Raw genomic sequence first — 24,094 nt, 5'->3', positions numbered from 1 at the left:
ATATCGATCAAGTGCTTAATTTGCGAGCATACGCTCCGAATTGTGTTTGTCCAGCCTGTTTTTCCAATTACTCTCACCTCCTCCATAATGAGGCGATTACAACTATAATCTGCAATATTTTCCAGATAAACACTTAAATTCTTAAGCATCAGGCACTTCGCCGGTTGATCTTTCGGTTGCTCGAGATTTATCATACGCTCGTATTGTAATCATAATCTCAGGATTTCCTCCATGACAGCTACCCTTCACGCAAGCAATTCCGGAGATTTCGATCTCGTCATTTTTGACTGTGACGGCGTACTGGTCGACAGTGAGATAATCGGCTGCGGTGCTGTCGCGGAGGTTTTGACCCAATACGGTGTCCCGACAGAACTTGAGTATGTGATACGCAATTTTCTCGGCCGCCCCGCTTCTGCGGTAACGGATGAGTTTGTGCGGCGCGCGGGCAGAGCCTTGCCGAAAGATTTTGTAACGAACTGGCGAGAGAGCCTCTTCAAGCGCTTCGAGCTGGAGCTCGTCGCGGTTGATGGTATTCAGGACGCGATTGAGGCAATCGCTCTTCCCTACTGTGTCGCATCTTCCAGCGACGAAGAGCGCCTCGACATTTCATTGGGGAAAACGGGTCTGTTGTCGCTGTTTAAAGGCAATATCTTCAGCACGACAATGGTGAAGCATGGCAAGCCCGCACCCGATCTCTTTCTGTTTGCAGCCGGCAAAATGGGCGCGAAGCCCTCACGGTGTGTCGTCATTGAAGACAGCCGTAGTGGCGTGCAGGCCGCCAAGGCGGCTGGAATGACAGCAATCGGCTTTACTGGCGGCAGCCATTATACGGTGCTGGACAATACGGAGGCATTGCGCGATGCGGGTGCCGATCATATTCTGATGAGCGCCGCTGACCTGCCCGCCTTATTGAAAGATATTTCCTCCGATGGCCGATAACGAAAAGCCTAAACTGGACGACGCCGCAAGGGCTGGCTGGCTATATTACATTGCCGGCAAGACTCAGGACGAAATTGCACAAATGCTTGGCGTTTCCCGGCCTACCGCCCAACGCTTCGTTTCCCAATGTCGATCCGAAGGTCTTATTACATTCCGGATGAACCATCCGATAGCCGACTGCATGGAACTGTCCAGCAGGCTTACAGACAAATTCGAACTGGTTTATTGCGAGGTTGTGCCCTCTGAAGGAACATGGCCGGACGTATCGACCGCTGTCCCGGAAGCTGCTGCCGTTTTGATTGAACGTCAATTGCGATCACGCAACGCCATTGTTATGGCAGTGGGAACCGGACGCACGATGCGGGCAACAGTTCAACGTGTTTCGCCGTTGAATGGCTCCACTCACCGACTGGTTTCGCTTGTGGGGCACATCGGGATCGATGGATCCGCAAGCCCATTCGATGCTCTGATCAAGCTTTCAGAAACTGTGAATGCCCAACATTTTCCCCTCCTCCTGCCGCTTTATCTCCCCTCCTCTGTAGAGAGAGACGTTCTGCTCTCAATAGAGCCTGTGCGCCGGGTTCATGAGCTTGCGACAACGGCAGACCTGTGGCTAACCGGTATTAGTGATCTGTCCGCCGACTCTCCTCTGTCCAAAGAGGGATTTCTCAATCGGGACGAACTATTCGAACTCAATCGCCTCGGTGCAGTTGGGGAAATCTGCGGTTGGGCTTTCGATGCGGAAGGAAGAATATTGGACGGTGCCACCAATCTGCGAACCACGAGCGTCGCACCGCAGATTGGCGTTGCTCGACCGAGAATTTGCGTTGCTTCGGGAGAACGCAAGCTGGCTCCGTTAAAGGCGGCCTTGCACGGGCGCATAATCAATGGACTGATAACCGATGAGGACACAGCAAAACGACTTTTGATGTGACCGTGGCGCTGGAGCGCCGATCTGATTTAATCAGATCGGCGCTCTAAGTATCTGTTTCAATCATTTCGATGGGGCCGCCATCTTACTCATAGCGATCGTGGCGGCGGACCCAGTCCATTCCCCCGACCTCATTACGGCCTTTCGGAGCGAGATCGAGCATATTGTAGGTGCCCATCATTACCTCAACGCCGCGTCCATAAGTGGAATAGGTACGGAAGACCTCGCCCTTGTCATCCTTGTAGAAGGCGCTGACACCAGGCCACTCTGCACCAGTTAACTGCCATTCGCCGAAGTTGTAGTCTATTTTTCCGCTGGCGACCTCATCGGGTTCAAAGCTTACCCGGAAGTCGTAGTTGAAATCGGTATCGAAGGACGAAACCCATTTGAACTGCCAGCCCATGCGCTCGCGGTAACGTTCGATGTCGGCAAGCGGCGCACGGGACACAGCGATCATGGTGACGTCGTGATGCGCAAGGTGTTTGTTCATACCGTCGGTGTGGTCGGCCATGAAGGAGCAACTGGGGCAGCCTTCCTTCCATCCCGGCGCGAACATGAAATGCTGCACCACGAGCTGCGACCTGCCATCGAAGAGATCGGCCAGCGTGCGCGTGCCCTCCGGCGTGTCAAAGACATATTCCTTGTCGATGCGCACCCAAGGCAGGGCGAGCCGCTGCCGGACAACCTTGTCGCGAAGATGCGTCAATTCCTTCTCTGCTTTCAGGAAGTCCCGGCGGGCGGTCAGCCATTCATCGTGTGAAACAACAGTGTGTTGCATTGTCAGTCTCCTATGGTTTGAGTATTGGGGCGCTGCAAACGGGCTGCAAAAAACTTCGTCCACGGCGTCAGATGAAAGAGGCTCATCAGCGCGTACATCACGGCCATGTCGTTGACGGGGAAGAAAGTCGATGCGCCAGAGCACATCGTCATGTCCTGCGAGCCGAATGCAGAAATCCACGCCATCAGCGCAAATGTCGGGGTGGCGGCGAGCCCGATCCAACTGGTCGCATCGCTCGCCGGTCCCGGCGGCGAACCGACCCTTTCGGTTACAGTGCACATTGGCATATCCGCGTCTCCCATCGAATTGCCGTTTCCAGCGGTTGCGATACAATGAAGCTAGCTCGGATGGAGGACTGCGTGAGAGTTACAAGTGTGACGGGATTTCAATGGACTCGCTGATCGCCGCCGCCGCAAGTGCTCTCTCGGCTGGTGATCCCCTCGCTGCGTTGAAAAGGATCGCATTGCGCGATGACCCACCGGCGCTGGCATTGCGGGGCATCGCGATGGCGCAACTCGGTGACTTCGCGCGCGCCAGAGCGCTTTTGCGAAGTGCGGGGCGTATGTTCGGTCCGAAAGAACTTGTAGCCCGTGCGCGTTGTGCCGTTGCCGAAGCCGAAATCGCACTTGTTTCGCGCGATCTCGGGCGGTCGTTGCAAACGCTCAATGCAGCCCGGATAGCCCTTGAAACTTCCGGCGACCGAAGGAACGCAGCTCATGCCGGCTATCTCGAAGCCCGGCACCTTCTCCTGATCGGTCACCTTGATGAAGCCGAAGCGGTACTCGGTGCGTTCGATGCCAGCGCTCTACCGCGTGCGTCGCTGGCCGGGCGCGAACTGGTGGCGGCGGGCATAGCCATCCGTCGCATCAAGACAGCACCTGCGAAAGCTGCTCTGGAACGGGCAATGCAGGCAGCGACAGACGCCCGTATTCCAGCAATCTCGGTCGAGGTCGAGCGGGCCGTACGAGCCTTCGGGACACCGGCAGCACGCTTGATCACCGGCGGCACCGAGCGCTTGCTCCATCTCGAAGAAGTCGAAAAGCTTTTGGCTACCGATACGCTGATCGTGGACGCCTGCCGCAATGTGGTGCGTGGAGGAACAACGATCGTTCCTCTCGCCACTCGTCCGGTACTGCTTAAGCTCATGCGCGCTTTGGCGGAGGCGTGGCCGGAGGATGTGGCACGCGAAACGCTTCTCAAACACGCTTTCGGCGCACGACATGCCGATGCATCGCACCGTGCGCGGCTGCGCGTTGAAATCGCCCGGCTGCGCGAGGCAGTCAAACCGCTTGCCACACTGAGTGCAACCAGGGACGGTTTTGTTCTGCAGCCCAACACCACCCGCAATGTTGCCGTTCTGGCGCCGCGCGTAGAAGGCGACCGTGCCGAAGTCCTCGCTTTGCTCGGCGATGGGGAAGCCTGGTCGAGTTCGGCATTAGCTCTAGCGTTGAACATTAGCCCGCGCACAGTGCAGCGAGCACTCGAAGAGCTTGCCCGCGACAGCAAGGTCGAGATGTTCGGGCGCGGGCGGGCGTGCCGCTGGATTGCATCGGGCGTACCCGGATTCCCGACAAGCTTGTTGCTCCCCACGACACGGATTTACAGCTAGGATGAAGACATGAAACACTCAACTGCCGAAATCATCCGTGAATATGGCCCCTTCCCCGATGCAGATGACGTGGCCGGGGTCAGCTTTGACGGCAATCAAGTCTGGTTCGCAACCGGCAGCAGACTCAATGCTCTTGATCCCGAAAGCGGGGAGATCCTGCGTTCGCTCGACGTCGTCGCCGATGCAGGAACTGCATTCGACGGCGAGCATCTGTTCCAGATCGGCGATGCCATGATCCGCAAGATCGATCCCAGGACCGGTGAAGTTGTGGCCGTAATACCCGCGCCCGGAGACGGCGGAAATTCCGGTCTGGCGTGGGCAGAGGGATCGCTCTGGGTCGGACAGCATCGCGGACGCAAGATCCATCAGGTGGATCCCGAGACCGGAGAAGTGCTGCGTACGATCGAATCCGATCGGTTCGTCACAGGCGTGACCTGGGTCGACGGCGAACTTTGGCACGGCACCTGGGAAGGCAACGGGAGCGACATTCGCCGCATTGATCAGAAAACAGGTGCCGTGCTCGAGCGATTGGACATGCCGACCGGAACCGGAGTTTCGGGGCTTGAATCCGATGGCGGCGACCGTTTTTTCTGCGGAGGCGGGGGCAGCGGAATGGTAAGGGTCGTTCGCCGGCCCAAGCATGCTATCAAATGAACGATAAGTCTATCAGTGTCCCGATTGGGGCTCATGAATTTTGGGCAAGAACCACGCCAGAAGTCCAAATAATGGCAGATACGAGCACAACCGGTAAACGGTTTCCACGCCATATTGATCTGCAAGCACGCCGAGAATTGCAGCAGCAATGCCTCCAAGCCCGAAATTCAAGCCATAAAAGAGGCCACCGATAAGCCCGATACGATTGGGCAAGAGCTCCATCGCATAGATGAGGATCGATGCGAAAGCGCTCGCCATAATCAGATTGATGAAAACGGTGAGAACTCCCGTCCAGAATAAATCGACATAGGGAAGCATCAATGTCAGCGGCAGAGGCCCCAGCACAGAAATCCAGATAATCTTGTAGCGGCCTATCCGGTCTCCCACGATACCACCGATCAATGCCCCTGCCGCAGAGGACATAAGAAAGATAAAGAGCATCATCTGCGCAGAGGGAATGGACAGGCCAAATTTGTCCATCAGATAAAACGTGTAGAATGAGCGAAAGCTTTCGCCATATGCGTTCTTTGTAAACATCAAAAGGGTCAATACGACCAGACCGATAGCGATAGTGGCGGGCGCATGGCGGATGGGTTCTCCACCTGCGCTACCCCCTGCCCGCACGGCAGCGAATGCCGCTCGAATTTCTTTCTGTTTACTGCCGATCCAGACCAGGAGCGACATCGCGAGCAACGCCAATACGGCGAACCAGGCAAGACTTTGCTGCCCCCACGGCACAAGTATCAGTGCCGCAAAGACAGGTCCAAGCGAACCGCCTGCCTGCCCGCCAACCTGGAAAATACCCTGTGCAAGCCCCTGGCGCCCTCCCGCCGCATATCGAGCCATCCGCGTGGCTTCGGGATGGAAAATCGAAGATCCAATACCGATGAGCGCCACAGAGACAAGTATCACCGCATAACTATGGGCGAAAGCCAGACTCACCAGCCCGGAAAGCGTGAACATCATGCCGACCACCGGCGAATAAGGTGCGGGCCGTTTGTCGGTAATCATCCCGATGACCGGCTGAAGCAAAGACCCTGCAATCTGGAAAGTAAGGGTGATAATCCCGATCTGCACGAAGTCGAGCGCATAGGCATCTTTGAGGATCGGATAAGATGCAGAAATCAGGGATTGCATCAAGTCGTTCAAAAGATGCGAAAAACCCAGAACGAGCAGCACAGCTATGTAAGACTTGGAACGCGTTCTGGCGGGACTTGATGCTATTACGTTCACTGGTTCCCCCAAAAGCAATAGAAAGCAAATATTATTCTTGCTTTAGCTCATACTCCGATCAACGTCTATGTTATGTGAAAAATAATACTCTGAACAACGATCTCAAAAGATCGTGACCAGGTGCTGACGTTCTCTACGAAAACGGCCATCAGTATCCATGGAAACACACTCTTGACGGAAAACTGAGACTGATCGAGCATGCTGCTCAGCATCTGAGCCATTTCTGATCCGCGCCAAGGAGTAAACCATGAGTGAAGATCAACATGAACATTCGGATCGATGGAAGCACGATGGCGTACGGGTGATCAAAGGCGACCAGCTTGATCCGAATACCGCGCAAACGCCTGGTATGTTTCGTCAGGCGGCGATCAATCACGCGCGCGTCGGAGCACAGAAAATCTGGGCCGGAACGGTCGCAATCGAGCCCAATGCAAAGACTGGCGTCCATCACCATGGCGCGCTTGAAAGCGTCATTTTTGTTCTTCGTGGCAAGGCACGGATGCGATGGGGAGATCATCTGGAGTATGTGGCCGAAGCGGGACCGGGCGATTTTATCTTTGTACCGCCCTATGTTCCCCATCAGGAGATAAATGCCGATCCAGACAATGTGCTGGAATGCGTTTTGGTTCGATCCGACAACGAAGCGGTTGTCGTGAACATCACGGACGTCGATCCGATAGAAGACCCTGAGGAGGTCTATTGGGTGGATCCAATACATCCTCATCCCAAATAAAGACATCTGCCTGCCCGGATGAAACCTGGCCGCCCGACTTATTATGCGGTGAGTCGCCACTAGAGCGTGTTTCGATCTGATTGGATCAGATCGGCGCTCTAAGCTTTTCTTTCCAAAGCATAATCTTGTCGATCCTCGTTTCACTCCGGTCGGATTATGCTCTAATCGTCAGGCTATGCACTGAGGGGTGATCATTCTCGATCTTTTTATGAGGACTTGTTCCGATGTGATTGAGAACTCGCGCTATTTTTAAATGAGCGCAAAGGAAAACTGACCATTCTTCGTAGAGTTCCATCTTGCCGGATAAGATGGTGATGAAGCGCTGCGATAACATGCAGCGTGACAATAGCGATCATGCCATAAACGAGCGCGGCGTGCAGCCACGACCAGAACGCTTCGTCAGCGTCTGAAACGGTCAATGGCAAATTCGGCATGACGAACAAGTCAAAGACATAGCTCGGGATATCGAGAGGCGAGGAAGACACAACTGCCCATCCGGTGAGCGGGATCAGGATGGTCATTGCCAAAAGCATTCGGTGAGCGCCTCCTGCCAGCAGTACTTCCAGCCGGTTTGTATCCTTGTAAGGCAAGGGATGAATGCTCGCTGCAAACCAGAACACCCGGATAAGCGCCAATCCGAAAATCGTGAAACCGAGTGATTTGTGCCACTGATAGAGCGTGAACTGAAGCACCGGGTCGGAACCCGTTGCCTGTGTGAGAAAGCCGAGACCGATCTGAAGAATAAACAGGCCGGCGATCAGCCAATGTAGAAGCTGCGCCACAAATCCGTATGTGGTTTCAGTATTGCGCCACATCACAATCTTTCCGAAAGGCTTCAAACCTGTTTCATTCGAACTGTTTATAGGCACTCAAGGCAATTTCCTGGAGCCGTGCGCGAGGCATGTCGCCGACAAGCGCACAACTGATGGCATTGTCTGTCCATACGAGCGCCTCCAGATTGTCCTGAGACAGGTAACGCAAGGACGTCTCCTTCATATCGTCCGACGGCACGATAAACAGCGTGACACGCTTGCCTCCCCGCTCTTCATACATCAGTTGCGCCGCAGGTCCGCCCTGGGCAGGCAGCAGCCGCCCACCAACCAGGGAAAGCCCTTCCGCCTGCAAATCGGGAATGGTAAGGGCGCGATCAAGCCGCTTGGAGAGCCACGCAGAAAGATGTTGCTCCTGCTCGGCTTTCACTTCCACAGGATGCACGATTTCGCTGGTGTAAAGGGTATGAGCCGCCATAGCCTCACTTACCAGTGGCCATGCAGACGTCGGCGCGGGACCGGAAAAATCGCGCCCGAACCAACCACCGAGCCCTCCCAGCGCCACCAGAAACACTACAACGGCGGCCATGCGCCACCATTGCTGTCTCGCTACGAGAACCTGCTTGTTGATATTGTCGGGGAAAAGCCGTGTGGGGAGCGGTTCGTCCAGGACAGGAGCATATAATGCCCGCAACGTCTCGTTCTGTCTTTGCCAGATAGCAACTTCCGACTTCAAAGATGGATCGCATAAAAGCTCGGCCTCCACTGCCTGACGGCGTTCGTCGCTCAAAAAGCCATCAGCATAGGCCTGCAATTCGGTGTCGCTGATCAGGTTACTCTTCATTTCACAGCCCTCAATTGCGCACCTGTCTCCTCTGTAAGCTTGCGTAATGTGGCCCGCGCCCGCCCCAACCGCGACATCAGTGTGCCAAGCGGAATATCCAGTACCGTGGCGGCCTCGGTGTAACTCATGCCCTCAATTGCTATAAGCAAAAGCGCTTCTCGTTGTTCGGCAGACAATAGCTGTATTGCGCGCGCGGTTTCGGCAAAAGCAAGCCGGGAGGGCGATGCGCTGGCAACCTGCGGTTCCATCGTGACGCTCGATAACGGCGCATTATCGGGCGCGCGTCGCCTGTGGCGCAATTCGTTTCGCCAAAGATTGATGAGCATTCGAAACAGCCATGCACGCAAGGGGCCGGACGGTTGCCAAAGGCTGCGTTTGCGGATAGCGCGCTCCAGACAATCCTGAACGAGATCGTCTGCCCGATCGGCGTCATGTGTCAGCGCCCGGGCGTAACGCCGGAGCGCTGGAACACATTCTTCCATTTCCTCCAGGAAGCGCGACATGCCTTGTTACCCGGCTTTCTCAATCCTTCGCGACATGCCAGACGCCGCCGACGCCATCGCCGGAAACGTCACCCGGCTTTTTATCGCCTTGCCAAAGATAGAGAGGCTTCTCTTCATAGGCCCATTGCTTCGTACCGTCCTTACGGGCAACAAGACTGAACTCATCACCGGCGGTCGCCATTCCGTCGGCCTTCAGCGGCGGCCATTTCTTCGCACAGTCATCGTAACAGTTGGATGTCCCTTTGGTGTCCTTGTCGAAGACGTAAAGCGTCATCCCTTTGGCGTTCGTGAGAACCTCCCCTTTCGCCGTTTTCATCGTTTTTATGGTACCCGATGCGTAATCTTCAGCATGCGCAACGAACGGCAGGCCAGTTATAAGAGTGACGGCCATGAAAAATGTTGTCGGTCTGCACATAATAATCCTCCTTTGCGGTGTTGTCCTTGCTTCCATTCACGACAACACCGCGCCCGTGAAATTAATCCGCAACCGGCGATATTATTTTGCTCCGCGCAGGTTCATCTCGAATTTGACCACGTTGGAATAGATCGGTGTGCCGACATCCATTCCGTATGGGGAACGGAGCACATCACCGGTCACATGAAACGTAACAGTTTTCGCGTCGTTGCCGACAAGGGCCGCAAAGAATGTCTCGCCATGGGTTTTACCCCGTGCCGTCAGCACCCCGTCGATACGTGCCGTGCGCGGACCGGTCTGCGTAATCCGGGTCGATTCAAAAGTCAGTACCGGATAGTTTCGAACGTCGAACACTGCGGAAGACTTCAGAAAGTCCGTGATACGGGGTTGCCTCGCATCGACGCTTGCGGGCCGGAGCCGAAGCGATACGGAAGACCTGGAGAGATTTTGCGCATCAAGCTCCAGATTGCCGGTAAACTCGCCAAACGAGCCGCCCAGACCACCACCCCCGACCTGGCTCACGGTAAAGGCGATTTGTGACGACTGCTGAATGGTATAATGCCCACTGGCAACACCGAACGTATCGGCATGCGATGAGACGGGCATCGCGGCTATGACCATTGCGAGAGCGAAGGGGCGGAACATGACGACCTCCCATGTTTGCCGTGTCCCAGCATCAACACCGGTCGCGCGTTTTTAATCCGTCTGTGAGCGTATTTTTTAAACCGCGATGCTCGTTCGCAAGTCAAAGTGACAGAAGCTAGAGCGCATTTCGATCTGATTGAATCAGATCGGCGCTCTAACTGTTTGTTTTAACACGCATCTTGTTTCGAAAACCGTTTCACACTTTTCGGGATGCGCTCTAGCGGTATCTGACTGAACTATCAGTACATGATGAACGCCAGGCCAGCGACCACGAACAAGGCCCCTAACCATGCTCCGGCTGCAGGACGTTGCCCGGTTCGCAACCACAATAGCGGAAGGATGATGACTGGCGTTGTCGCGGATATCGTTGAGACCACGCCTGTCTCCCCACCTGACAAGGCAAAGAGCAGCAGCGTCATTCCCATGGCAAGCGACAGAAAGCCTGAGAGCGCTGTCAGGCAGGTCACCCGCCACGTCAGCGGGTTGCGTGGACGAAAGGCTGCGACGGGAAACATCGAGACGAAGCTGAGGCAGCAGGCCGCCGTTCCGACACGCAGCAGCGAGGCCAGAAACGGATCGATACCGGTTGCCATTACCGGCCGCACGATGATTGATCCGACTGCTTGCCCAAGTGCGGCAAGCAAACCGAACAATAAGCCGACAATCAGGGAGCCTTTTACCGTCTCCCAGGGATGAAGCTGGGTTCGACGGTTGTTGAAGAATATCGCCAGGCAAACACCCAGAATGGTGAGGGTAATGCCGGCTACAACCGAAGTCGTAAGTTTTTCACCGAGCACGACCCACCCGAGAACGGCAGCAATGGGAGCATTCATTGCAAAAAGAATTCCGGATCGGCGTGGCCCTAGCCGGTTCAAAGTCACGAAGAGGATCGTGTCCCCCAGGAAGATGCCGATAAAGCCAGACAGGATGAGCGGAAAAGCATTGCCGGAATGGATCTGTTGCCACGTTCCGGTTGCGATCACATAGACAATAAGCAGGCAGCTTACGAAGATCTGGCGCACCTGATTGAAGGTCAGTGCGCCCAAATGGCCAGCAGGTCCAGCCGAGATGAGGCCCGTGAGCGCCCAGCAGATAGCAGCCCCCAGTGCCGCCAGCTCATAAATAGGCATGAAGCCCCTCAGCAAATCCGTGGATTACGACTTAGAGCCTGAATCAAAAAGCGACATGTGTGTGCGAAAATGGTGATTTTCGAGTACCGGAGCGCAATGTACTTAACGTACATGAGCACCGGAACGCAGAAAATTGCCATTTGTAGCCACACAGGGCGACTTTTGGAACTGGCTCTTAGAATCGGGAAACAAAAACCTTCCCCCAACTCGTCACTTCTCCTATCTGACCTTCGATATACTGGCAATGCTATGCTATCCGGCGGCATAATTCCGCAGTGCTTCCCCCAGACGCGCGATACCCGGTTCGATGTTCCCCAGCGGCACCGAGGAAAAGCTGACCCGTGCATGATTGATCTCGGGATCCTTTGCATAAAACGGGTCGCCCGGAACATAGCCAACCTCGAATTTCGGGATTGCGCAGTCGATCAGAAATTTTCGTGCATCAAAACCGTCAGGGAACGTCAGCCAGGTGAACAGACCACCGGCAGGATCGGTGAAACGAATGCTCTGAGGCAGTTCGTTACGCAGTGCATCAAGCATGACATCCTTTTTGTGCCTATAGTGTTTCCTGATGGTTCCGATGTGCTTCTCCAGATCATAGGTTTCCAGAAGATTGGAAATCGCGGTCATATTCAAGGTGCTGCACTGGGTATCGGCGCCAAGCTTGAGCAGCGTGAGTTTATGAATGATCTCTTCGGAAGCGACAGTCCAGCCGAGCCGCAGTCCAGGGGACAATATCTTCGAGAAGCTGCCCAGATAAATGACGCGCCCCTCCTCATCCAGACTTTTCAACGGGACCGGCGGTGGCGCATCGAAATGCACCTCGCGATAGGGTGTGTCCTCCAAAATGATCAGTCCGTATTTGTTCGCGAGCCGGATCAGGGCCTTTCTCCGTTCCAGACTCATGGTGACGCCAGTCGGGTTGTGATAATCTGGGATTGTATAAAGCAGCTTTGCACGAGGCTGGCGCATCAAAAGGGCTTCCAAAGCGTCCGTGTCGAGGCCGTCATCATCCACCGGAACGGTTTCGTATTGCGGTTCGCAGGCCGCGAACGCACCAAGCGCGCCCAGAAATGTCGGGGCCTCAGTAATGATGACATCGCCCTTGTCGATCAGCAGACGTGCCACAAGGTCGAGCCCCTGCTGTGCGCCCTGCAGGATAAGGACGTTGTCCATTGTGCAATGGATGTGTTCCTGTTTCATGCGGTCCGCGATCTGCTGGCGCAGCTTCGGCAAACCGACAGAAAAAGAATATTGCAGCGCCTCGCGGCCAGAATTTACTATCGCCGCGTCGAAGGCGGTCTTGATCGCATCGAACGGAAAAACATCCCCATCGGGATATCCCCCACCGAAGAAAATCATCTCGGGATTTGTATTCAAGCTGCGGATAGCCGACGGCTTGATGCCGTCCATACGGGATGCATACTGAATATTCATTTGGCTTGTCTCTGGTCTGGAGAAAGGCGCAGACGGGGTCAGGATCCCGCTGGCAAGGCGAGAAGGACCGGCAGGTGTCGAGCATCGGGAGCCATGTCGAGGTTCATGACAAAATCACAAAGCGCGCGGCAACGTTCCCCCGGCAAAACACGCCCGGCAAGCGCCTCGAACTTGGCTATGATCGCGGCGTCGCTCATCGGATTGGCCATGCCTCCCAGTGGAAACTCGACCGTTTCGCTGAACATGCGATCATCGTGCAGCGTCGCCGCGATTGTGGGTTCTGCATTGGCAGCCATTGCGGTATCAATTCCGACATTGGTGAGTGCAAGCCAATGCTCTATCGCTGGAGCAGACCATGCCTCCCGTTCGAGCTCATCAAGCCCGACCTTGCCATATTGGAGCCGCGCAGCAACGGCATAAGCCAGGCTCATTTGCGCGTCAGCGCGGCTGGCGATGATCTTGCCGCCGCACATGCCTGCCTGAAACTCGCTCATCGCCACATCAATACGAGCGATATCCTGCGGTGCAAGACCGCGTTCAGTCAAAATCTTATCGATAGCGTCGATAGCCGAATGGGTGCCACGGCATGTTGCATAGGGCTTTATGGAGCAACGGTTGACACGCCAGAACTGTCCAAAATCAGCATTGAGCAGATCCGGCCTGGCTTCGCCGCGACAGAAGGTCGTAAAGAAATTACCCCAACCTGTGGCGTCCAGTACCGAAAGCGGACCATCGAACCCGGAAGCAGCGAGCTTTGCGGCGACGAATCCGCCTTCAGCGGCACGACCAGCATGCAGTTTCTTGGTCTGGCTACCATCGTGGATGAACGCCCATGTACCGCCCGCATATGAACTGGCGATGCCCAGTGCCGAGGCGTGCCGGTCGGCATCCAGGCCGAAAAGTGTACTCGCGGCAGCCGCTGCAGCGAAAGCCCCGCAAGTGCCGGTGGAATGCCAGCCCAGCTCGTTATGGGTTTCGTAGCCGCCGCTGGCTTCCAACATTCGCCGCCCGACTTCGTATCCGGCGAGAACTGCGGTCAGAAAATCCTGCCCTGTGACTGTACCGCGAACCTCGCCCAATGCTGCGATTACCGCTGGCATCACGACAGCGCCCGAATGGTCGCAACCACCGCTGTCATCGAGTTCAAACGCGTGTGCCGAGACACCGTTGACGAAGCTCGCGGTGCGGCTGTCGAGCATCGTCGTCGTGCCCCAGACCGGCGCTGGACCGGTTCCACCGCCATGAACGGGACCAAAGGCTTGCAGCACCGTCTGGGCCTCAAGAGAGGTAATACCAGCGATCGCCGCCCCCAGCGTATCGAGGATATGGATTTTTGCCTTATGAATCGTCGCTGCCGGAAAGTCGGCAAAGCGCATAGCCGCGACATTCCGCGCCAGCGTCATGGACGGGTGGTCAGTCACGGCCCTGTTCCTTACGATAATGTTCGAAGATGTTTAGAGGATGCCGGGTTTCGAGCGGCCCTGCCTGCTCTGCTGTCCAGGCGGCAATCTCGCCGCCGGTGGCGAGCCATACATCGTCATGTTGAAGTATGTGTTGCAGAAGCTGTTCGAGGATGAAAATACGTCCCGGTGTTCCGATCATTTCGGGCCGTACTTGCAGCACATAACAGCGTCCATATTGGCGGTAAGCGTCGAATTCCGCCTTCCAGTTGTGCAGCACGCCCTCATAGGAGGCGATGCGACCCAGCCCTTTTGGAAAAGCGGGGGCGAAATTGAACTGGAAATAAGGCCGATCCTCAAGTTCAACATGAACCGGAATCTCAACCAGAGACGAAGGATGGACATAAGGCGCGTCGTCACCGTTGAGCGAAGCTGACCAGTCGAAACCTGCCTCTTTCAGCACCTGGTCGAAATGGCGCGGCCACAAGCCTCGCGGCAGGCGGAAGCCGTTCGGACGCCGTCCCGTCACCTCAGCGAGTATGTCAGCAGAACGCAAAAGAACATTCTTTTGCGCCTCATGCCCGAGCGTGGAAAAATCCTCGAATGCCACACCGCGCGCTGCAATTTCATGACCTGCTCCGGCCACAGTCGCCACGGCGTCGCGATGCTTCATCGAAACCTCTCCCGGAACGAACCATGTGGTCTTCACACCGAGATTGTCGAAAAGCGCGCACAGGCGGTCAACACCGCGCGCCGCGCCATATTCCCAGACAGAAAAACTCTTGGCCCGTTCTGCCAGATCCGGCGCGCGGGCAATGGCATCAAGCCCGTCATCGAACAGTACGGTAACCGCTACGGCACAACGCTTGCCATGCGGCCACGGGAAGGTCGGGATCATCGTGTTTCTCCTTCACCGCATGACGCATTCTGGTCTATCCACCATTGTGCGATCTCTCGGCCACGCGCGACCCAGACATCGTCGTGAGCGCGGATTGCCTCGAACAGTCCCTCCAGAATGCTGAGCCTGCCCAGTTTTGCCGAGACTTTTGGATGCAGGATTGTCGTCCAGCACAGGCCATCACGGTGAAAGCCCTCGAACTCGGCACGCCAGTTAGCTTCCACAGTGCGGAAATCCGCTATGCGGTCGTGACCGGTTGGAAAATCAGGCTCTTCGAAATAGGCAAGCGCTGTGTAATCGTCGATATCCCAGCGGCCCGGAATCTCCACCAATCCTGGTTCTCCGTCCGGACCAGGATGAAAATAAGGCCGATCGTCGCCTCGCATCGAGCTGGAATAAAGGACGCCGAATTCCTTGAGGATCGTTGCGGTATGCGGGCTCCAATCGCCGGAGGGCGTGCGAAATCCAACCGGCTTGATGCCGAGACGGCTTTCAAAAACCTGAGCGGAACGCTGCATGATAGCGAGCTGTTCCGCAGGCGTCCGGTCGATAAACACTTCGTGGTAATGGCCATGATAAGCCATCTCGTGACCGGCTTTCAGGATAGCCTCGCAGCGCTCGGGCCACTGTTCCACAACCCATGTGGGGGTGAAGAAAGTAGCAACCAGATCATATTCGGCCAACAGATCCAGCAGGCGCGGCAACGCACGCCATGGCCCGTAAGAGCCTTCGGTAAAGTAGCGCAGATTGTCAAGCAGACTGCCATCGAGCATAGCGCCACCGGTCGGACCATCCAGATCGAAGGCAAGTGCCACCGCCGAACGCTTGCCGGTCGGCCACTTCGGCGAACCGGGACAACGTCCCCTAACACCCAAATCTTCCACCTTCACCTCCGCCATTTTAGCAAATTTTCACCGGGTCGGTGCCGCGTTGAAGCGGAACCGACCTGTCATTTTATTGCTGCTGATATTGTGCAGGCCGGTTGCAATCCCGACTGCTATTTCACCGGCTCTTCATTGATCTTGACCGTCTTGACACCGGCAGACTGCAGTTCCCATTTCTTGAGAACAGCGTCGTAGGAACCATCGGCAATCATGTCCTTGAGCGCCTTGGCAATGAGATCGCGCAGTTGCTCGTCCTTCTTGCTGATGGCAATCCCCTGATGCACGGTCGTGAATGGCTCGCCGACGATGGTGTAAGTGTCCGGCTCCAGATTCAGAAGATATGGGAGCGTTTCGCTTCCCTGCACGGCTGCGTCGAGACGTTTCTGGCGTAGCTGGGTACGGGCATCGGCCGACCCTTCCGTGCCAACGATCTTCAGAGCTGGCTTGCCGTTCTTTTCACAAGTTTCCTTGCTCCAGGCTTCCATTTCCTTCGGGAATGAAGTGCGTCGGCTGGCTCCAACTGTCTTGCCGCAGAAATCTGCCGGTGTTTTGTATTGTTCTGCCCGGTCGGCCGTGGTGTAGAACTGGGCACCCGAAGCGAGGTAATCAACGAAATCCAGTGTTTCCCGGCGTCCCGGCATATCTGTCATGCCGGAGATGATCATATCTGCGCGCCCGGTATTGAGCGCGCTGACCAACTGCTCGAAGCTGATCTCTTCCCATTTGACGGCGACGCCAAGTTTTGCACCGATGGCATTGCCCAGATCGATATCAAGACCCGTCAGGGTACCCGTTTTCGGATCCTTGAATTCGAGTGGCGGATAGTTCGGGACATTGGCGATAACGATTTCTTTCTTTGCCGCAATTCGCTCCGGCAGCTCCTGTCCCGTCGCGGCGTGGCTTGCTGCCATCAAGGCGAGAACGGAAAGTGCAAGCTTGCTCTTGATCATGTCCTTATCCCCTGTTGTGTAAGTCCGGTGTTACTTCTTGTGTACGGCTTTGATGAAGTTCTGCGTTCGCGTCTGCTGCGGATTTGTAAGAACCTGTTCAGGCGAACCGATTTCGATGATTTCGCCCTGATCCATGAAGGCGACACGGTCAGCAACTTCACGGGCAAAACCAAGCTCGTGGGTTACGACGATCATCGTCATCCCGCTTTGTGCCAGATCGCTCATGACACGCAGAACTTCCCCGACCAGCTCCGGATCGAGTGCCGAAGTCGGCTCGTCGAACAGCAGCAGCGTCGGTTGCATGGCAAGCGCGCGGGCGATGGCGACACGCTGTTGCTGTCCACCCGACAACTGGGCCGGATAAGCGTCACGCTTGTCGTAAAGCCCAACCCGTTCAAGAAGTGCATGAGCGCGTTTTCGGGCAACGTCAGGTTTCTCCCGCAGCACCTGTATCGGACCCTCGACGATGTTCTCGGTCACCGTCAGATGCGGGAAAAGGTTGAAGCGCTGAAACACCATGCCTATCGAGCGGCGTTGGTGGGCAACCTCCGCATCGCTCAGTTCATGCAGGTGATTGCCTTCGCGACGATAGCCGATCAACTCGCCGCCGACCCAGATCGCGCCGCCATTCATGTGTTCGAGCTGATTTATGCAGCGCAGGAACGTGCTCTTGCCGGACCCCGAAGGGCCAATGATGCAGAGAACTTCGCCCTTGGCGATCTGGAGGCTCACGCCTTTCAGAACTTCGAGCGTCCCGAATTTCTTGCGCACATCTGCGGCCACGACCAGTGGCCCCTGAGACGAGAGATTTTGCTTTGCGACGTCAGTTGAAACAGTATTTGCCATGTCCATTACCTCCGTCACTTCGATTCACCCGGCGACATGACGCCCTTTGAGAAGTATTTTTCGATACGCCCCTGGATGAGACTGAGTATGGTCACGACGATCAGGTACCAGAACGCAGCAACGATCAGGAGTTCTACAACGCGGGAATTTGCGTAGTAGATGTTCTGGGCGCTGTGCAGGATTTCCGCATACTGGATCACACTTGCGAGCGAGGTGAGTTTCACCATGCCGATGAATTCATTACCGACCGGCGGCACGATGACACGCATGGCTTGTGGCATGATGATCCGGCGCAGCAATTTCAGGCGTGTCATGCCGATGGTCTGGGCGGCTTCATACTGGCCCTTGTCCACGGAGAGCAGCCCGGCACGGACGACTTCGGCAGTAAATGCGCCTTGCTGGATGCCAAGACCGAGGAGCGTGGCCACAAAAGGCGTCATGATTTCAACGGTCGAGACCGAAAAGACGCCCGGTATGCCCATAGTGGGAAAAACCAGTGCCAGATTGAACCACAACAGCAGTTGCAGAAGTGCTGGAACCGCCCGGAAGAACCAGACATAGCCGATCGAGACATAGGAAAGTACCGGATTGTCCGACAGGCGCATCACGGCAAACACGATCCCGAGTGCTATGCCCAGCGCCATGGCCAGAACCGACATGATGATGGTGTTCAACAGCCCGGTCATGATGGCCGGAACGGTGAGGAATTCTCCCACATAGTTCCATTCAATCTGTCCGACGGCAAATGCATGGATGATTGCGGCAAGCGCGAGAACCACGACCGCAGCCGCGACAAGACGGCCATAATGGCGTCGCGGTACATGGACCAGATGGCTGATTTGATAAACGTTATCAGTCATTGTTGTTTAACCTTTCGCATTCCGGTCGGCGTCGCCTCTGACCCTGAGAACGATCTTCCCGACATGCTGGCCGCTTTCCATGTAGCTGTGCGCACCTGCTGCATCCGAAAGAGGAAACTCCCGATCGATCAGGGGGCGGATACGCCCGGTTTCGACATCGGGCCAGAAATCCTTGAGGACGCCTGACACGATACGCGCCTTATCCTCGACAGGACGGTCTCGCAATGATGTGGTGAAGAGCGAACCGCGCTTGCCCATCATTTTGCCCAGATGAATGTTGGCTTCACGGCCTCCCTGAAGGCCGATCATGACGATACGCCCGTCATGAGCCATTGCGTCGATGTTCCGCTCGAGATAGAGGCCGCCCATATTGTCGAGAATAATATCCGCGCCAAGACCGCCGGTTTCGTCCATGATAACCGAAACGAAGTCTTCGTTCCTGTAATCGATGGGACGGTTGGCACCAATACTCCGACAATATTCCATTTTTTCGTGACCGCCCGCTGTCGCAAAGATGCGCGCGCCGCGCGCTCGCCCGGCCTGAATGGCAAAACTACCGATACCTCCCGCCCCTCCATGCACAAGAAGCGTATCTCCCGGCGCGAACCGGGCGATATCGATAATGTTGGACCAGACCGTGCAAGCCGCTTCCGGCAAGGCCGCCGCCGTGATCAGGTCGATATTCGCAGGAACCGGAAGCACAAGGCTTGCGGGCACGCAGACCAGATCCGCATAACCTCCGCCGTTGATCAGAGCGCAAACTCTATCGCCGATATTCCACCCTTTGACGTCGGATGCCATGTCCACGATGATACCAGAGCATTCAATGCCGAGAATGGTCGGGAGCGAAATGCCCCCGCCATAAGTTCCCCGACGCTGCAACAGATCGGCATGATTGAGCGCGGTGGCATGCACCTCGATCATGACGCTTCCGGGTGAGAGCCTGGGCGCGGCCACCTGACCGAGATTCAGGACATCCGGGCCCCCGGTGCGGACGAGTTCAACGGCACGCATGGTATCGACTGGAAGAGTTTGCGCCACTGACATACTCATTTTCCTGCGTCGATCGCCACTTCGGTGACGCCCTGGCGCTCAAGTCCATATTTTTTCAGAATCTGCTCGTATGTTCCATCCTTTATGAGACCCTGAACCGCTTCGGCCACGCCATCGCGAAGGCCGGTTTCGTTCTTGTCGAAGGCGAGCCCAAACAGGCTTTCCATCAAGGGATTGCCTGCCAGTGCATAGACGCCTGGCTCATCCTGCATCAGATATGCCACATATTCAGGCCCAAGCACCGCCGCATCGAGGCGACCCTGTTTCAGATCAAGACGTGTTGCGGTCGCACCAGCAGTACCATTGACTGTAATCGCCGGTTTGCCAGTTCCGACACAGTTGGCCTCGCTCCATTTCTGCGTCTCGGGAAAAAAGCTTGTCGTGCGCGGTGCCCCGACCTTCTTCCCGCACAGATCGTTCTCGCTCTTGATGTCGCCGCTCTTGGCAGCGAGTGTGAATGGTTGGGCGCCGGTACGCAGATAATCGACGAAGGTGAGCTTGTCGCGACGCGATGGATAATCGCTGATAGCTGTGCCGATCATGTCGATGCGCTTGCTGGTCAGCGACGTCATGAGCTGTTCGAAGCTCATTTCCTGCCATTCGACTTCGAGCTTCATCTCCTTGGCAAGGCTGTTGACGAGATCGACGTTAAAACCGACACGTTCGTTGGTAGCCGGGTTCTTGTAACCCATCGGCGGATAGGTGGTCTCTATTCCGACGATGATTTTACCAGAGCTTTTGACGCGGTCAGGCAGATCGCCCCCGGCAGCCGAAGCGGCGCTGGCGCCGGCAACACATGCAATTGCGATACCGCAGCCAAGTGCTTTCAAGATATGCGTAGTCCCCATGATAGTTCTCCCATTTTGGTCTGATGCTTCCGGTGTGTTTCACCGGTATTGATTGACGCGTGACGGATGGTCCGTCACGCCTTCTTGTTTTTCCCGAATGCGTTCAGTTCTGTTCCGCCCATTGGCGTTGCGACTGGAGGAGCTGCTGCAGCCGGGCAATCTGCTCTCCCACCCGTTCGGGTGCGGTGCCGCCATATCCCTTGCGGGCTGCAACGGCCGCTTCCGGGGAAAGATGCGTGAGGACATCGGCCTTCAGGCGCGTATCGACGGCGGACAGATCATCAGACGACAGATCTTCCAGGCCGATTGCTTTTTCCTCACAGTAGCGCACCAGTGCACCGGTAATTTCATGTGCTTCGCTAAACGGAATACCCTGCCGGGACAGCCAGTCGGCCACTTCCGTGGCAAGGGTGAAGCCCTCGAACGACTGCTTTCTCAACCGCTCTTGATCGACTTTCATCGTCGCGATCATGCCCGCCATTGCCGGCAGCACGAGTTCAAGCGTGTCGATCGCCTCGAAACATGCCCATTTGTCTTCGCTGAGATCACGATTATAGGCGAAGGGCAGTCCCTTGAGGGCAATCAGCATTCCATTCAGCGACGCGATCAGACGTGCTGAACGACCACGCGTCAGTTCCGCAATATCGGCATTCTTCTTCTGCGGCATGATGGACGAGCCGGTGGCGTAGCTGTCATCGAGCTCTATCCAATGAAACTGCTTGGACGACCACAGAAAGACCTCTTCTGCCAGGCGGGAAAGATTGACGCCGAGCATGGCGGTCGCAAACAGAAATTCGGCGACATGATCGCGGCTGCCCACGGCATCGATCGAATTTTCACACGGTGCGTCATAGCCGAGCTCGCTTGCCGACAGCTCCGGATGCAAGGCAATCGCCGAGCCCGCAAGGGCGGCAGCTCCCAGCGGCGAGCGCCCTGCTCTCTTGTGCCAGTCGATAATCCGGCCAATATCGCGCGAAAATCCTTGTGCATGGGCCAGAAGCTGATGCCCGAACGTCACAGGCTGCGCAGGTTGAAGATGGGTAAAACCGGTTGCCAGTGTGTGCTGGTGTGCTTTTGCCTGTGCAACAAGTGCATCTTGGAGTGAGGCGATGTTTGCGACAAGCGTGGGAGCGATCTGGCGCAGATGAAGCTTAAGATTGTTGGCTGCCTGATCGTTGCGCGAACGCCCGGCGCGCAATTTTCCGCCAAGAGCACCGAGCCGGCTTGTCAGCACGCGTTCCAGAAAGGTGTGGACGTCTTCGTCATCTTCGGAAGGTTGTAGGCGGTTGGCCTGCCAGTCCTTGCCGATAGTTTCCAGCGCAGTCGTGATTTGCTCAGTTTCGACTGCATCGAGGATGCCGGCGCGCTCCAGTTCATGGGCGTGAGCTATCGACGAGCGCAAGTCTTCCGGAACGAGCCTGAAATGGTTTTGGGGAGAACGCGACAGGCGCACGAGTTCGGGAGATGGAGGAGAGCGGAAACGGGCTCCCCAAAGCCTTACAGATTCATTCATGATTGTCCTCCTGACCGGTCGGATAGTTGCAAACGGTCGTTGACTGGACAATTGAATAGATTTCCGGGATGGTAGTCCAAAAAGGAATAGGGGAGCTGATTCAACGATGCGCCAGCATTTGCCAACAACGACGGGTCTTCGTGTATTAGCTGCTCTCGCACAACACGGAACGATTTCCGAAGCGGCAAAATTTCTCCACATGACGCAAAGTGCCGTGAGCAAGCAGCTCAAATCTGTGGAGGATCTGGTCGGCCTCGGGCTCTTCTCGCGCACAAGCCAGGGTCTCATGCCGACCGAAGCCGGAACGGTTTACATTGAACAGGCACGTGTCGCTCTGGGCGCCCTTGAAACTGCCGCTGCACGGGTCATGCACCTGCGCTCCAACAAGCCAACATTGCGACTGCACGTATTGCCAATACTTGGCGACCGTTGGTTTATTCAGCGGTTCGTACAGTTTGCCGAAGCCCATCCAGACATAGACGTTCAGTTCAGTTCATTTGCACCTAGCGATACGGAAGACGAGGCGGATGTCGTTTTCCGTTTTGGTGAGGGTGAATGGCCCGGATGGCATATGGATTATTTTCTCGGTCGTGATGTCGTGCTGGTTGGTTCTCCGCATTGTATCGCGCGCCATGGCGGCATATCGGACCCCATGGATATCGGTAGCTTCCCAATGTTGGAGCACTTGAAAACGCCCCTTTACTGGAACGATTTCGCTATCGCCAACAACATCAGCGAATTTCGCCCCGAGCGAATTCTGAAACTTGGCTATTATTCTCTCGTCATTCGCGCGGCGATCGGCGGGCACGGTCTGGCGCTTATCCCGCGAAGCCTGATCCTTGACGAGCTCGAAAGCGGTCAGCTCGTCAATCCATTGAATTTGCGCTACGACAGCCGCAATTGTTACTGGCTAACAACCCATGCGGACCGCGATCGCAATCCGCAGCTTGAAGTGTTCCGCAATTGGGCGCTGCAAGAAGCTGAGAAGACCGAAAACGCGTACTAGAGCGCGTTTCGATCTGATTGGATCAGATCGGCGCTCTAACTTCTTCTATTTCAAGAATAATCTTGATCGTCCTCATTTCACTCCGGTCGGATTATGCTCTAGCGCGAACGTCGTAGGATTTCCCGTTGCCTGGCATGGTTTGCAACTGGGGCAGTTAAATGGGTTTGTCCTCGGAAATAATGCGATTTCGCAGCAACCCGATCGCCTGTAGTGTGGTAGCATTGAGGACACCCTCCCGACGATGGATAAAACCAATCTCGGTGGAATATTGGCGCCGTTCCTGATGAACTTTCCTTATCTGATGCCTGTCTTCAAAGGCCGCTGCAAAATGTCCGGGCAGGAAACCCAGATAATTTCCCGACAGAATAAGCGTTAGCACCGCTTCCAGTTGGAGAGCAGACGGACCGTCGCCGCTTTTGTCCTTGAGTGTCGGAATGAAACGTCTGTCAACATAGAGATGCTCTACGCAGGGTGCGGCATCGACAGTCCTGCAGTCCAGTTCCTCATCCTGATCCGCAAAAAATGGGTGTAAGTGCCCACAGTAAAGATAGGAAACCTCATTATACAGGGACGTATATTGCAGGTCTGGATTCCGGTGATAAATCGGTGTGATGCCGATATCGAAAATGTTTCCGCAAATCCCTTTTTCGATTTCTTCTGGCTTTGTTACAACCACACTGACATGGCAATTTCTGGCATCGAAATAGCTTATGAGCCATGGCAACGGAGAGTTTTCATCAGTAATGATGTTGTCGATAACTGCAATTCGAAGCAGTTCTTTCTTCTTCTTGATTTTACCAACATCATTCCGAAACTTCTCGATCGATGAAAACAGCTCCGTGCTTGCCCGATAAACTTCGCTACCATCCTGCGTAAGTTCGAATTTCGAGCCACCGCGAACGCACAGGCGAATACCCAGTCTAATTTCCAAATCGGAGAGCTGCTTGCTGATCGTCGGCAACCCGACGTTCAGCGCCTTGGCAGCACCTTTCAATCCTCCATTGGCAACAATGGTTCTGAAAACTTTCAGTAAACGCACATCGAGATCGGTCATCGACAATAGATTGGAACCATAGTGGTTTGATGCTCATGAAACCTTCGTTTCCGTCAATGATATCGCCCAATTGGGAGGATGTCTCTATCCTATGGCGCCAAACGCAGTGTTCTTGGAGGACTTGCCTGCAAGAAAACTCCATCATTACGAGATCAATCGAC

The 24,094-nt window shown here is 55.6% G+C and carries 26 protein-coding genes and 1 pseudogene; 6 read left to right on the top strand and 21 right to left on the bottom strand.

The features are described from left to right. The first annotated feature begins 231 nt into the window (after positions 1 to 231). Together FIB18_RS02615 and FIB18_RS02610 are read left to right on the top strand one after the other, a co-directional pair. Positions 232 to 939 (top strand): HAD family hydrolase, encoded by a 708-nt coding sequence (locus FIB18_RS02615; protein WP_140019276.1) that lies wholly within the window; start codon positions 232 to 234, stop codon positions 937 to 939. After that, complete coding sequence (locus tag FIB18_RS02610; protein ID WP_140019275.1) at positions 929 to 1,873, top strand: sugar-binding transcriptional regulator; 945 nt, start codon at positions 929 to 931, stop codon at positions 1,871 to 1,873. Before FIB18_RS02615 ends, FIB18_RS02610 begins: the two co-directional genes overlap by 11 nt. A gap of 82 nt (positions 1,874 to 1,955) precedes the next feature. Here FIB18_RS02610 and FIB18_RS02605 read toward each other — a convergent pair whose 3' ends face one another. Next, entirely contained in the window at positions 1,956 to 2,648 is a 693-nt protein-coding gene (locus FIB18_RS02605; RefSeq protein WP_140019274.1) for a DUF899 domain-containing protein, read from the bottom strand. A 2-nt stretch (positions 2,649 to 2,650) separates the two neighbouring features. Next, complete coding sequence (locus FIB18_RS02600) at positions 2,651 to 2,929, bottom strand: hypothetical protein (RefSeq protein WP_235894810.1); 279 nt, start codon at positions 2,927 to 2,929, stop codon at positions 2,651 to 2,653. 107 nt (positions 2,930 to 3,036) lie between these two features. On the opposite strand from FIB18_RS02600, the gene FIB18_RS02595 reads away from it, so the two are divergent. Continuing rightward, positions 3,037 to 4,257: a helix-turn-helix domain-containing protein gene (locus FIB18_RS02595; protein WP_140019272.1), complete on the top strand. Its 1,221-nt coding sequence runs from the start codon at positions 3,037 to 3,039 to the stop codon at positions 4,255 to 4,257. Between the two features lie 9 nt (positions 4,258 to 4,266). Continuing rightward, positions 4,267 to 4,911 (top strand): Vgb family protein, encoded by a 645-nt coding sequence (locus FIB18_RS02590; protein ID WP_140019271.1) that lies wholly within the window; start codon positions 4,267 to 4,269, stop codon positions 4,909 to 4,911. A gap of 12 nt (positions 4,912 to 4,923) precedes the next feature. On the opposite strand, the gene FIB18_RS02585 is transcribed toward FIB18_RS02590, so the two are convergent. Next, positions 4,924 to 6,048: an MFS transporter gene (locus FIB18_RS02585; protein ID WP_210296002.1), complete on the bottom strand. Its 1,125-nt coding sequence runs from the start codon at positions 6,046 to 6,048 to the stop codon at positions 4,924 to 4,926. 343 nt (positions 6,049 to 6,391) lie between these two features. Here FIB18_RS02585 and FIB18_RS02580 point away from each other — a divergent pair, with 343 nt between their 5' ends. Continuing rightward, positions 6,392 to 6,877, top strand: a complete 486-nt coding sequence (locus FIB18_RS02580) for a cupin domain-containing protein (RefSeq protein WP_140019270.1) — start codon at positions 6,392 to 6,394, stop codon at positions 6,875 to 6,877. A gap of 206 nt (positions 6,878 to 7,083) precedes the next feature. Here the strand turns inward: FIB18_RS02580 and FIB18_RS02570 are convergent, their stop codons facing one another. The 17 genes and pseudogenes from FIB18_RS02570 to argH form a co-directional block, all read right to left on the bottom strand. After that, a complete protein-coding gene (locus FIB18_RS02570) occupies positions 7,084 to 7,692 on the bottom strand; it encodes a cytochrome b (protein WP_140019269.1) in 609 nt (202 codons plus the stop codon). A 31-nt stretch (positions 7,693 to 7,723) separates the two neighbouring features. After that, a complete protein-coding gene (locus FIB18_RS02565; RefSeq protein WP_140019268.1) occupies positions 7,724 to 8,491 on the bottom strand; it encodes an anti-sigma factor family protein in 768 nt (255 codons plus the stop codon). Further along, positions 8,488 to 8,994 (bottom strand): sigma-70 family RNA polymerase sigma factor, encoded by a 507-nt coding sequence (locus tag FIB18_RS02560; RefSeq protein ID WP_140019267.1) that lies wholly within the window; start codon positions 8,992 to 8,994, stop codon positions 8,488 to 8,490. Before FIB18_RS02560 ends, FIB18_RS02565 begins: the two co-directional genes overlap by 4 nt. Before the next feature lie 19 nt (positions 8,995 to 9,013). Next, positions 9,014 to 9,409 (bottom strand): COG4315 family predicted lipoprotein, encoded by a 396-nt coding sequence (locus FIB18_RS02555; RefSeq protein WP_235894809.1) that lies wholly within the window; start codon positions 9,407 to 9,409, stop codon positions 9,014 to 9,016. An 81-nt stretch (positions 9,410 to 9,490) separates the two neighbouring features. After that, the gene (locus FIB18_RS02550; RefSeq protein ID WP_140019266.1) at positions 9,491 to 10,054 is read right to left on the bottom strand and encodes a YceI family protein; all 564 of its coding nucleotides are present in this window, start codon (positions 10,052 to 10,054) and stop codon (positions 9,491 to 9,493) included. Between the two features lie 239 nt (positions 10,055 to 10,293). Beyond that, on the bottom strand, positions 10,294 to 11,184 hold the full coding sequence (locus tag FIB18_RS02545) for a DMT family transporter (RefSeq protein WP_140019265.1): 891 nt from the start codon (positions 11,182 to 11,184) through the stop codon (positions 10,294 to 10,296). A gap of 26 nt (positions 11,185 to 11,210) precedes the next feature. Next, positions 11,211 to 11,324 (bottom strand): annotated as a pseudogene (locus tag FIB18_RS24930) (flagellar basal body P-ring protein FlgI); the annotation flags it as partial. 112 nt (positions 11,325 to 11,436) lie between these two features. Further along, a complete protein-coding gene (locus FIB18_RS02535) occupies positions 11,437 to 12,621 on the bottom strand; it encodes an aminotransferase-like domain-containing protein (RefSeq protein ID WP_140019264.1) in 1,185 nt (394 codons plus the stop codon). A gap of 38 nt (positions 12,622 to 12,659) precedes the next feature. After that, complete coding sequence (locus FIB18_RS02530; RefSeq protein ID WP_235894808.1) at positions 12,660 to 14,042, bottom strand: MmgE/PrpD family protein; 1,383 nt, start codon at positions 14,040 to 14,042, stop codon at positions 12,660 to 12,662. Beyond that, complete coding sequence (locus FIB18_RS02525; RefSeq protein WP_140019263.1) at positions 14,035 to 14,919, bottom strand: polysaccharide deacetylase family protein; 885 nt, start codon at positions 14,917 to 14,919, stop codon at positions 14,035 to 14,037. Before FIB18_RS02525 ends, FIB18_RS02530 begins: the two co-directional genes overlap by 8 nt. Beyond that, positions 14,916 to 15,803 (bottom strand): polysaccharide deacetylase family protein, encoded by an 888-nt coding sequence (locus FIB18_RS02520; RefSeq protein WP_235894807.1) that lies wholly within the window; start codon positions 15,801 to 15,803, stop codon positions 14,916 to 14,918. The genes FIB18_RS02525 and FIB18_RS02520 overlap by 4 nt, the downstream gene beginning before the upstream one ends. Before the next feature lie 113 nt (positions 15,804 to 15,916). Beyond that, on the bottom strand, positions 15,917 to 16,753 hold the full coding sequence (locus FIB18_RS02515) for an ABC transporter substrate-binding protein (protein ID WP_113464104.1): 837 nt from the start codon (positions 16,751 to 16,753) through the stop codon (positions 15,917 to 15,919). Between the two features lie 30 nt (positions 16,754 to 16,783). Continuing rightward, positions 16,784 to 17,599: an amino acid ABC transporter ATP-binding protein gene (locus FIB18_RS02510; RefSeq protein ID WP_235894806.1), complete on the bottom strand. Its 816-nt coding sequence runs from the start codon at positions 17,597 to 17,599 to the stop codon at positions 16,784 to 16,786. A gap of 14 nt (positions 17,600 to 17,613) precedes the next feature. Then, positions 17,614 to 18,459, bottom strand: coding sequence for an amino acid ABC transporter permease (locus tag FIB18_RS02505; RefSeq protein ID WP_140019261.1), 846 nt, complete (start codon positions 18,457 to 18,459; stop codon positions 17,614 to 17,616). A gap of 6 nt (positions 18,460 to 18,465) precedes the next feature. Next, positions 18,466 to 19,506: an NAD(P)H-quinone oxidoreductase gene (locus FIB18_RS02500; protein WP_235894805.1), complete on the bottom strand. Its 1,041-nt coding sequence runs from the start codon at positions 19,504 to 19,506 to the stop codon at positions 18,466 to 18,468. A 2-nt stretch (positions 19,507 to 19,508) separates the two neighbouring features. Next, on the bottom strand, positions 19,509 to 20,360 hold the full coding sequence (locus FIB18_RS02495) for an ABC transporter substrate-binding protein (protein ID WP_140019260.1): 852 nt from the start codon (positions 20,358 to 20,360) through the stop codon (positions 19,509 to 19,511). Between the two features lie 103 nt (positions 20,361 to 20,463). Continuing rightward, positions 20,464 to 21,873 (bottom strand): argininosuccinate lyase, encoded by a 1,410-nt coding sequence (gene argH, locus FIB18_RS02490; protein WP_140019259.1) that lies wholly within the window; start codon positions 21,871 to 21,873, stop codon positions 20,464 to 20,466. Between the two features lie 106 nt (positions 21,874 to 21,979). On the opposite strand from argH, the gene FIB18_RS02485 reads away from it, so the two are divergent. Next, a complete protein-coding gene (locus FIB18_RS02485; RefSeq protein ID WP_140019258.1) occupies positions 21,980 to 22,879 on the top strand; it encodes a LysR substrate-binding domain-containing protein in 900 nt (299 codons plus the stop codon). A gap of 154 nt (positions 22,880 to 23,033) precedes the next feature. Here FIB18_RS02485 and FIB18_RS02480 read toward each other — a convergent pair whose 3' ends face one another. After that, on the bottom strand, positions 23,034 to 23,933 hold the full coding sequence (locus FIB18_RS02480; RefSeq protein ID WP_140019257.1) for a LysR family transcriptional regulator: 900 nt from the start codon (positions 23,931 to 23,933) through the stop codon (positions 23,034 to 23,036). Positions 23,934 to 24,094: the final 161 nt, after the last annotated feature.

It is taken from the genome of Brucella pecoris, from assembly GCF_006376675.1.
Classification (GTDB): domain Bacteria; phylum Pseudomonadota; class Alphaproteobacteria; order Rhizobiales; family Rhizobiaceae; genus Brucella; species Brucella pecoris.
The sequence above is the reverse complement of the archived record's forward strand: the minus strand, read 5'-3'. Positions and strand labels throughout refer to the sequence as shown.

What these genes read in the sequence shown, in the direction of transcription:
- FIB18_RS02615 (WP_140019276.1), top strand. Translation starts at nt 232, where the DNA reads ATGACAGCTACCCTTCACGCAAGCAATTCCGGAGATTTCGATCTCGTC.
- FIB18_RS02610 (WP_140019275.1), top strand. Translation starts at nt 929, where the DNA reads ATGGCCGATAACGAAAAGCCTAAACTGGACGACGCCGCAAGGGCTGGC.
- FIB18_RS02605 (WP_140019274.1), bottom strand. Translation starts at nt 2,648, where the DNA reads ATGCAACACACTGTTGTTTCACACGATGAATGGCTGACCGCCCGCCGG.
- FIB18_RS02600 (WP_235894810.1), bottom strand. Translation starts at nt 2,929, where the DNA reads ATGTGCACTGTAACCGAAAGGGTCGGTTCGCCGCCGGGACCGGCGAGC.
- FIB18_RS02595 (WP_140019272.1), top strand. Translation starts at nt 3,037, where the DNA reads ATGGACTCGCTGATCGCCGCCGCCGCAAGTGCTCTCTCGGCTGGTGAT.
- FIB18_RS02590 (WP_140019271.1), top strand. Translation starts at nt 4,267, where the DNA reads ATGAAACACTCAACTGCCGAAATCATCCGTGAATATGGCCCCTTCCCC.
- FIB18_RS02585 (WP_210296002.1), bottom strand. Translation starts at nt 6,048, where the DNA reads ATGCAATCCCTGATTTCTGCATCTTATCCGATCCTCAAAGATGCCTAT.
- FIB18_RS02580 (WP_140019270.1), top strand. Translation starts at nt 6,392, where the DNA reads ATGAGTGAAGATCAACATGAACATTCGGATCGATGGAAGCACGATGGC.
- FIB18_RS02570 (WP_140019269.1), bottom strand. Translation starts at nt 7,692, where the DNA reads ATGTGGCGCAATACTGAAACCACATACGGATTTGTGGCGCAGCTTCTA.
- FIB18_RS02565 (WP_140019268.1), bottom strand. Translation starts at nt 8,491, where the DNA reads ATGAAGAGTAACCTGATCAGCGACACCGAATTGCAGGCCTATGCTGAT.
- FIB18_RS02560 (WP_140019267.1), bottom strand. Translation starts at nt 8,994, where the DNA reads ATGTCGCGCTTCCTGGAGGAAATGGAAGAATGTGTTCCAGCGCTCCGG.
- FIB18_RS02555 (WP_235894809.1), bottom strand. Translation starts at nt 9,409, where the DNA reads ATGTGCAGACCGACAACATTTTTCATGGCCGTCACTCTTATAACTGGC.
- FIB18_RS02550 (WP_140019266.1), bottom strand. Translation starts at nt 10,054, where the DNA reads ATGTTCCGCCCCTTCGCTCTCGCAATGGTCATAGCCGCGATGCCCGTC.
- FIB18_RS02545 (WP_140019265.1), bottom strand. Translation starts at nt 11,184, where the DNA reads ATGCCTATTTATGAGCTGGCGGCACTGGGGGCTGCTATCTGCTGGGCG.
- FIB18_RS02535 (WP_140019264.1), bottom strand. Translation starts at nt 12,621, where the DNA reads ATGAATATTCAGTATGCATCCCGTATGGACGGCATCAAGCCGTCGGCT.
- FIB18_RS02525 (WP_140019263.1), bottom strand. Translation starts at nt 14,919, where the DNA reads ATGATCCCGACCTTCCCGTGGCCGCATGGCAAGCGTTGTGCCGTAGCG.
- FIB18_RS02515 (WP_113464104.1), bottom strand. Translation starts at nt 16,753, where the DNA reads ATGATCAAGAGCAAGCTTGCACTTTCCGTTCTCGCCTTGATGGCAGCA.
- FIB18_RS02510 (WP_235894806.1), bottom strand. Translation starts at nt 17,599, where the DNA reads ATGGCAAATACTGTTTCAACTGACGTCGCAAAGCAAAATCTCTCGTCT.
- FIB18_RS02505 (WP_140019261.1), bottom strand. Translation starts at nt 18,459, where the DNA reads ATGACTGATAACGTTTATCAAATCAGCCATCTGGTCCATGTACCGCGA.
- FIB18_RS02500 (WP_235894805.1), bottom strand. Translation starts at nt 19,506, where the DNA reads ATGTCAGTGGCGCAAACTCTTCCAGTCGATACCATGCGTGCCGTTGAA.
- FIB18_RS02495 (WP_140019260.1), bottom strand. Translation starts at nt 20,360, where the DNA reads ATGGGGACTACGCATATCTTGAAAGCACTTGGCTGCGGTATCGCAATT.
- argH (WP_140019259.1), bottom strand. Translation starts at nt 21,873, where the DNA reads ATGAATGAATCTGTAAGGCTTTGGGGAGCCCGTTTCCGCTCTCCTCCA.
- FIB18_RS02485 (WP_140019258.1), top strand. Translation starts at nt 21,980, where the DNA reads ATGCGCCAGCATTTGCCAACAACGACGGGTCTTCGTGTATTAGCTGCT.
- FIB18_RS02480 (WP_140019257.1), bottom strand. Translation starts at nt 23,933, where the DNA reads ATGACCGATCTCGATGTGCGTTTACTGAAAGTTTTCAGAACCATTGTT.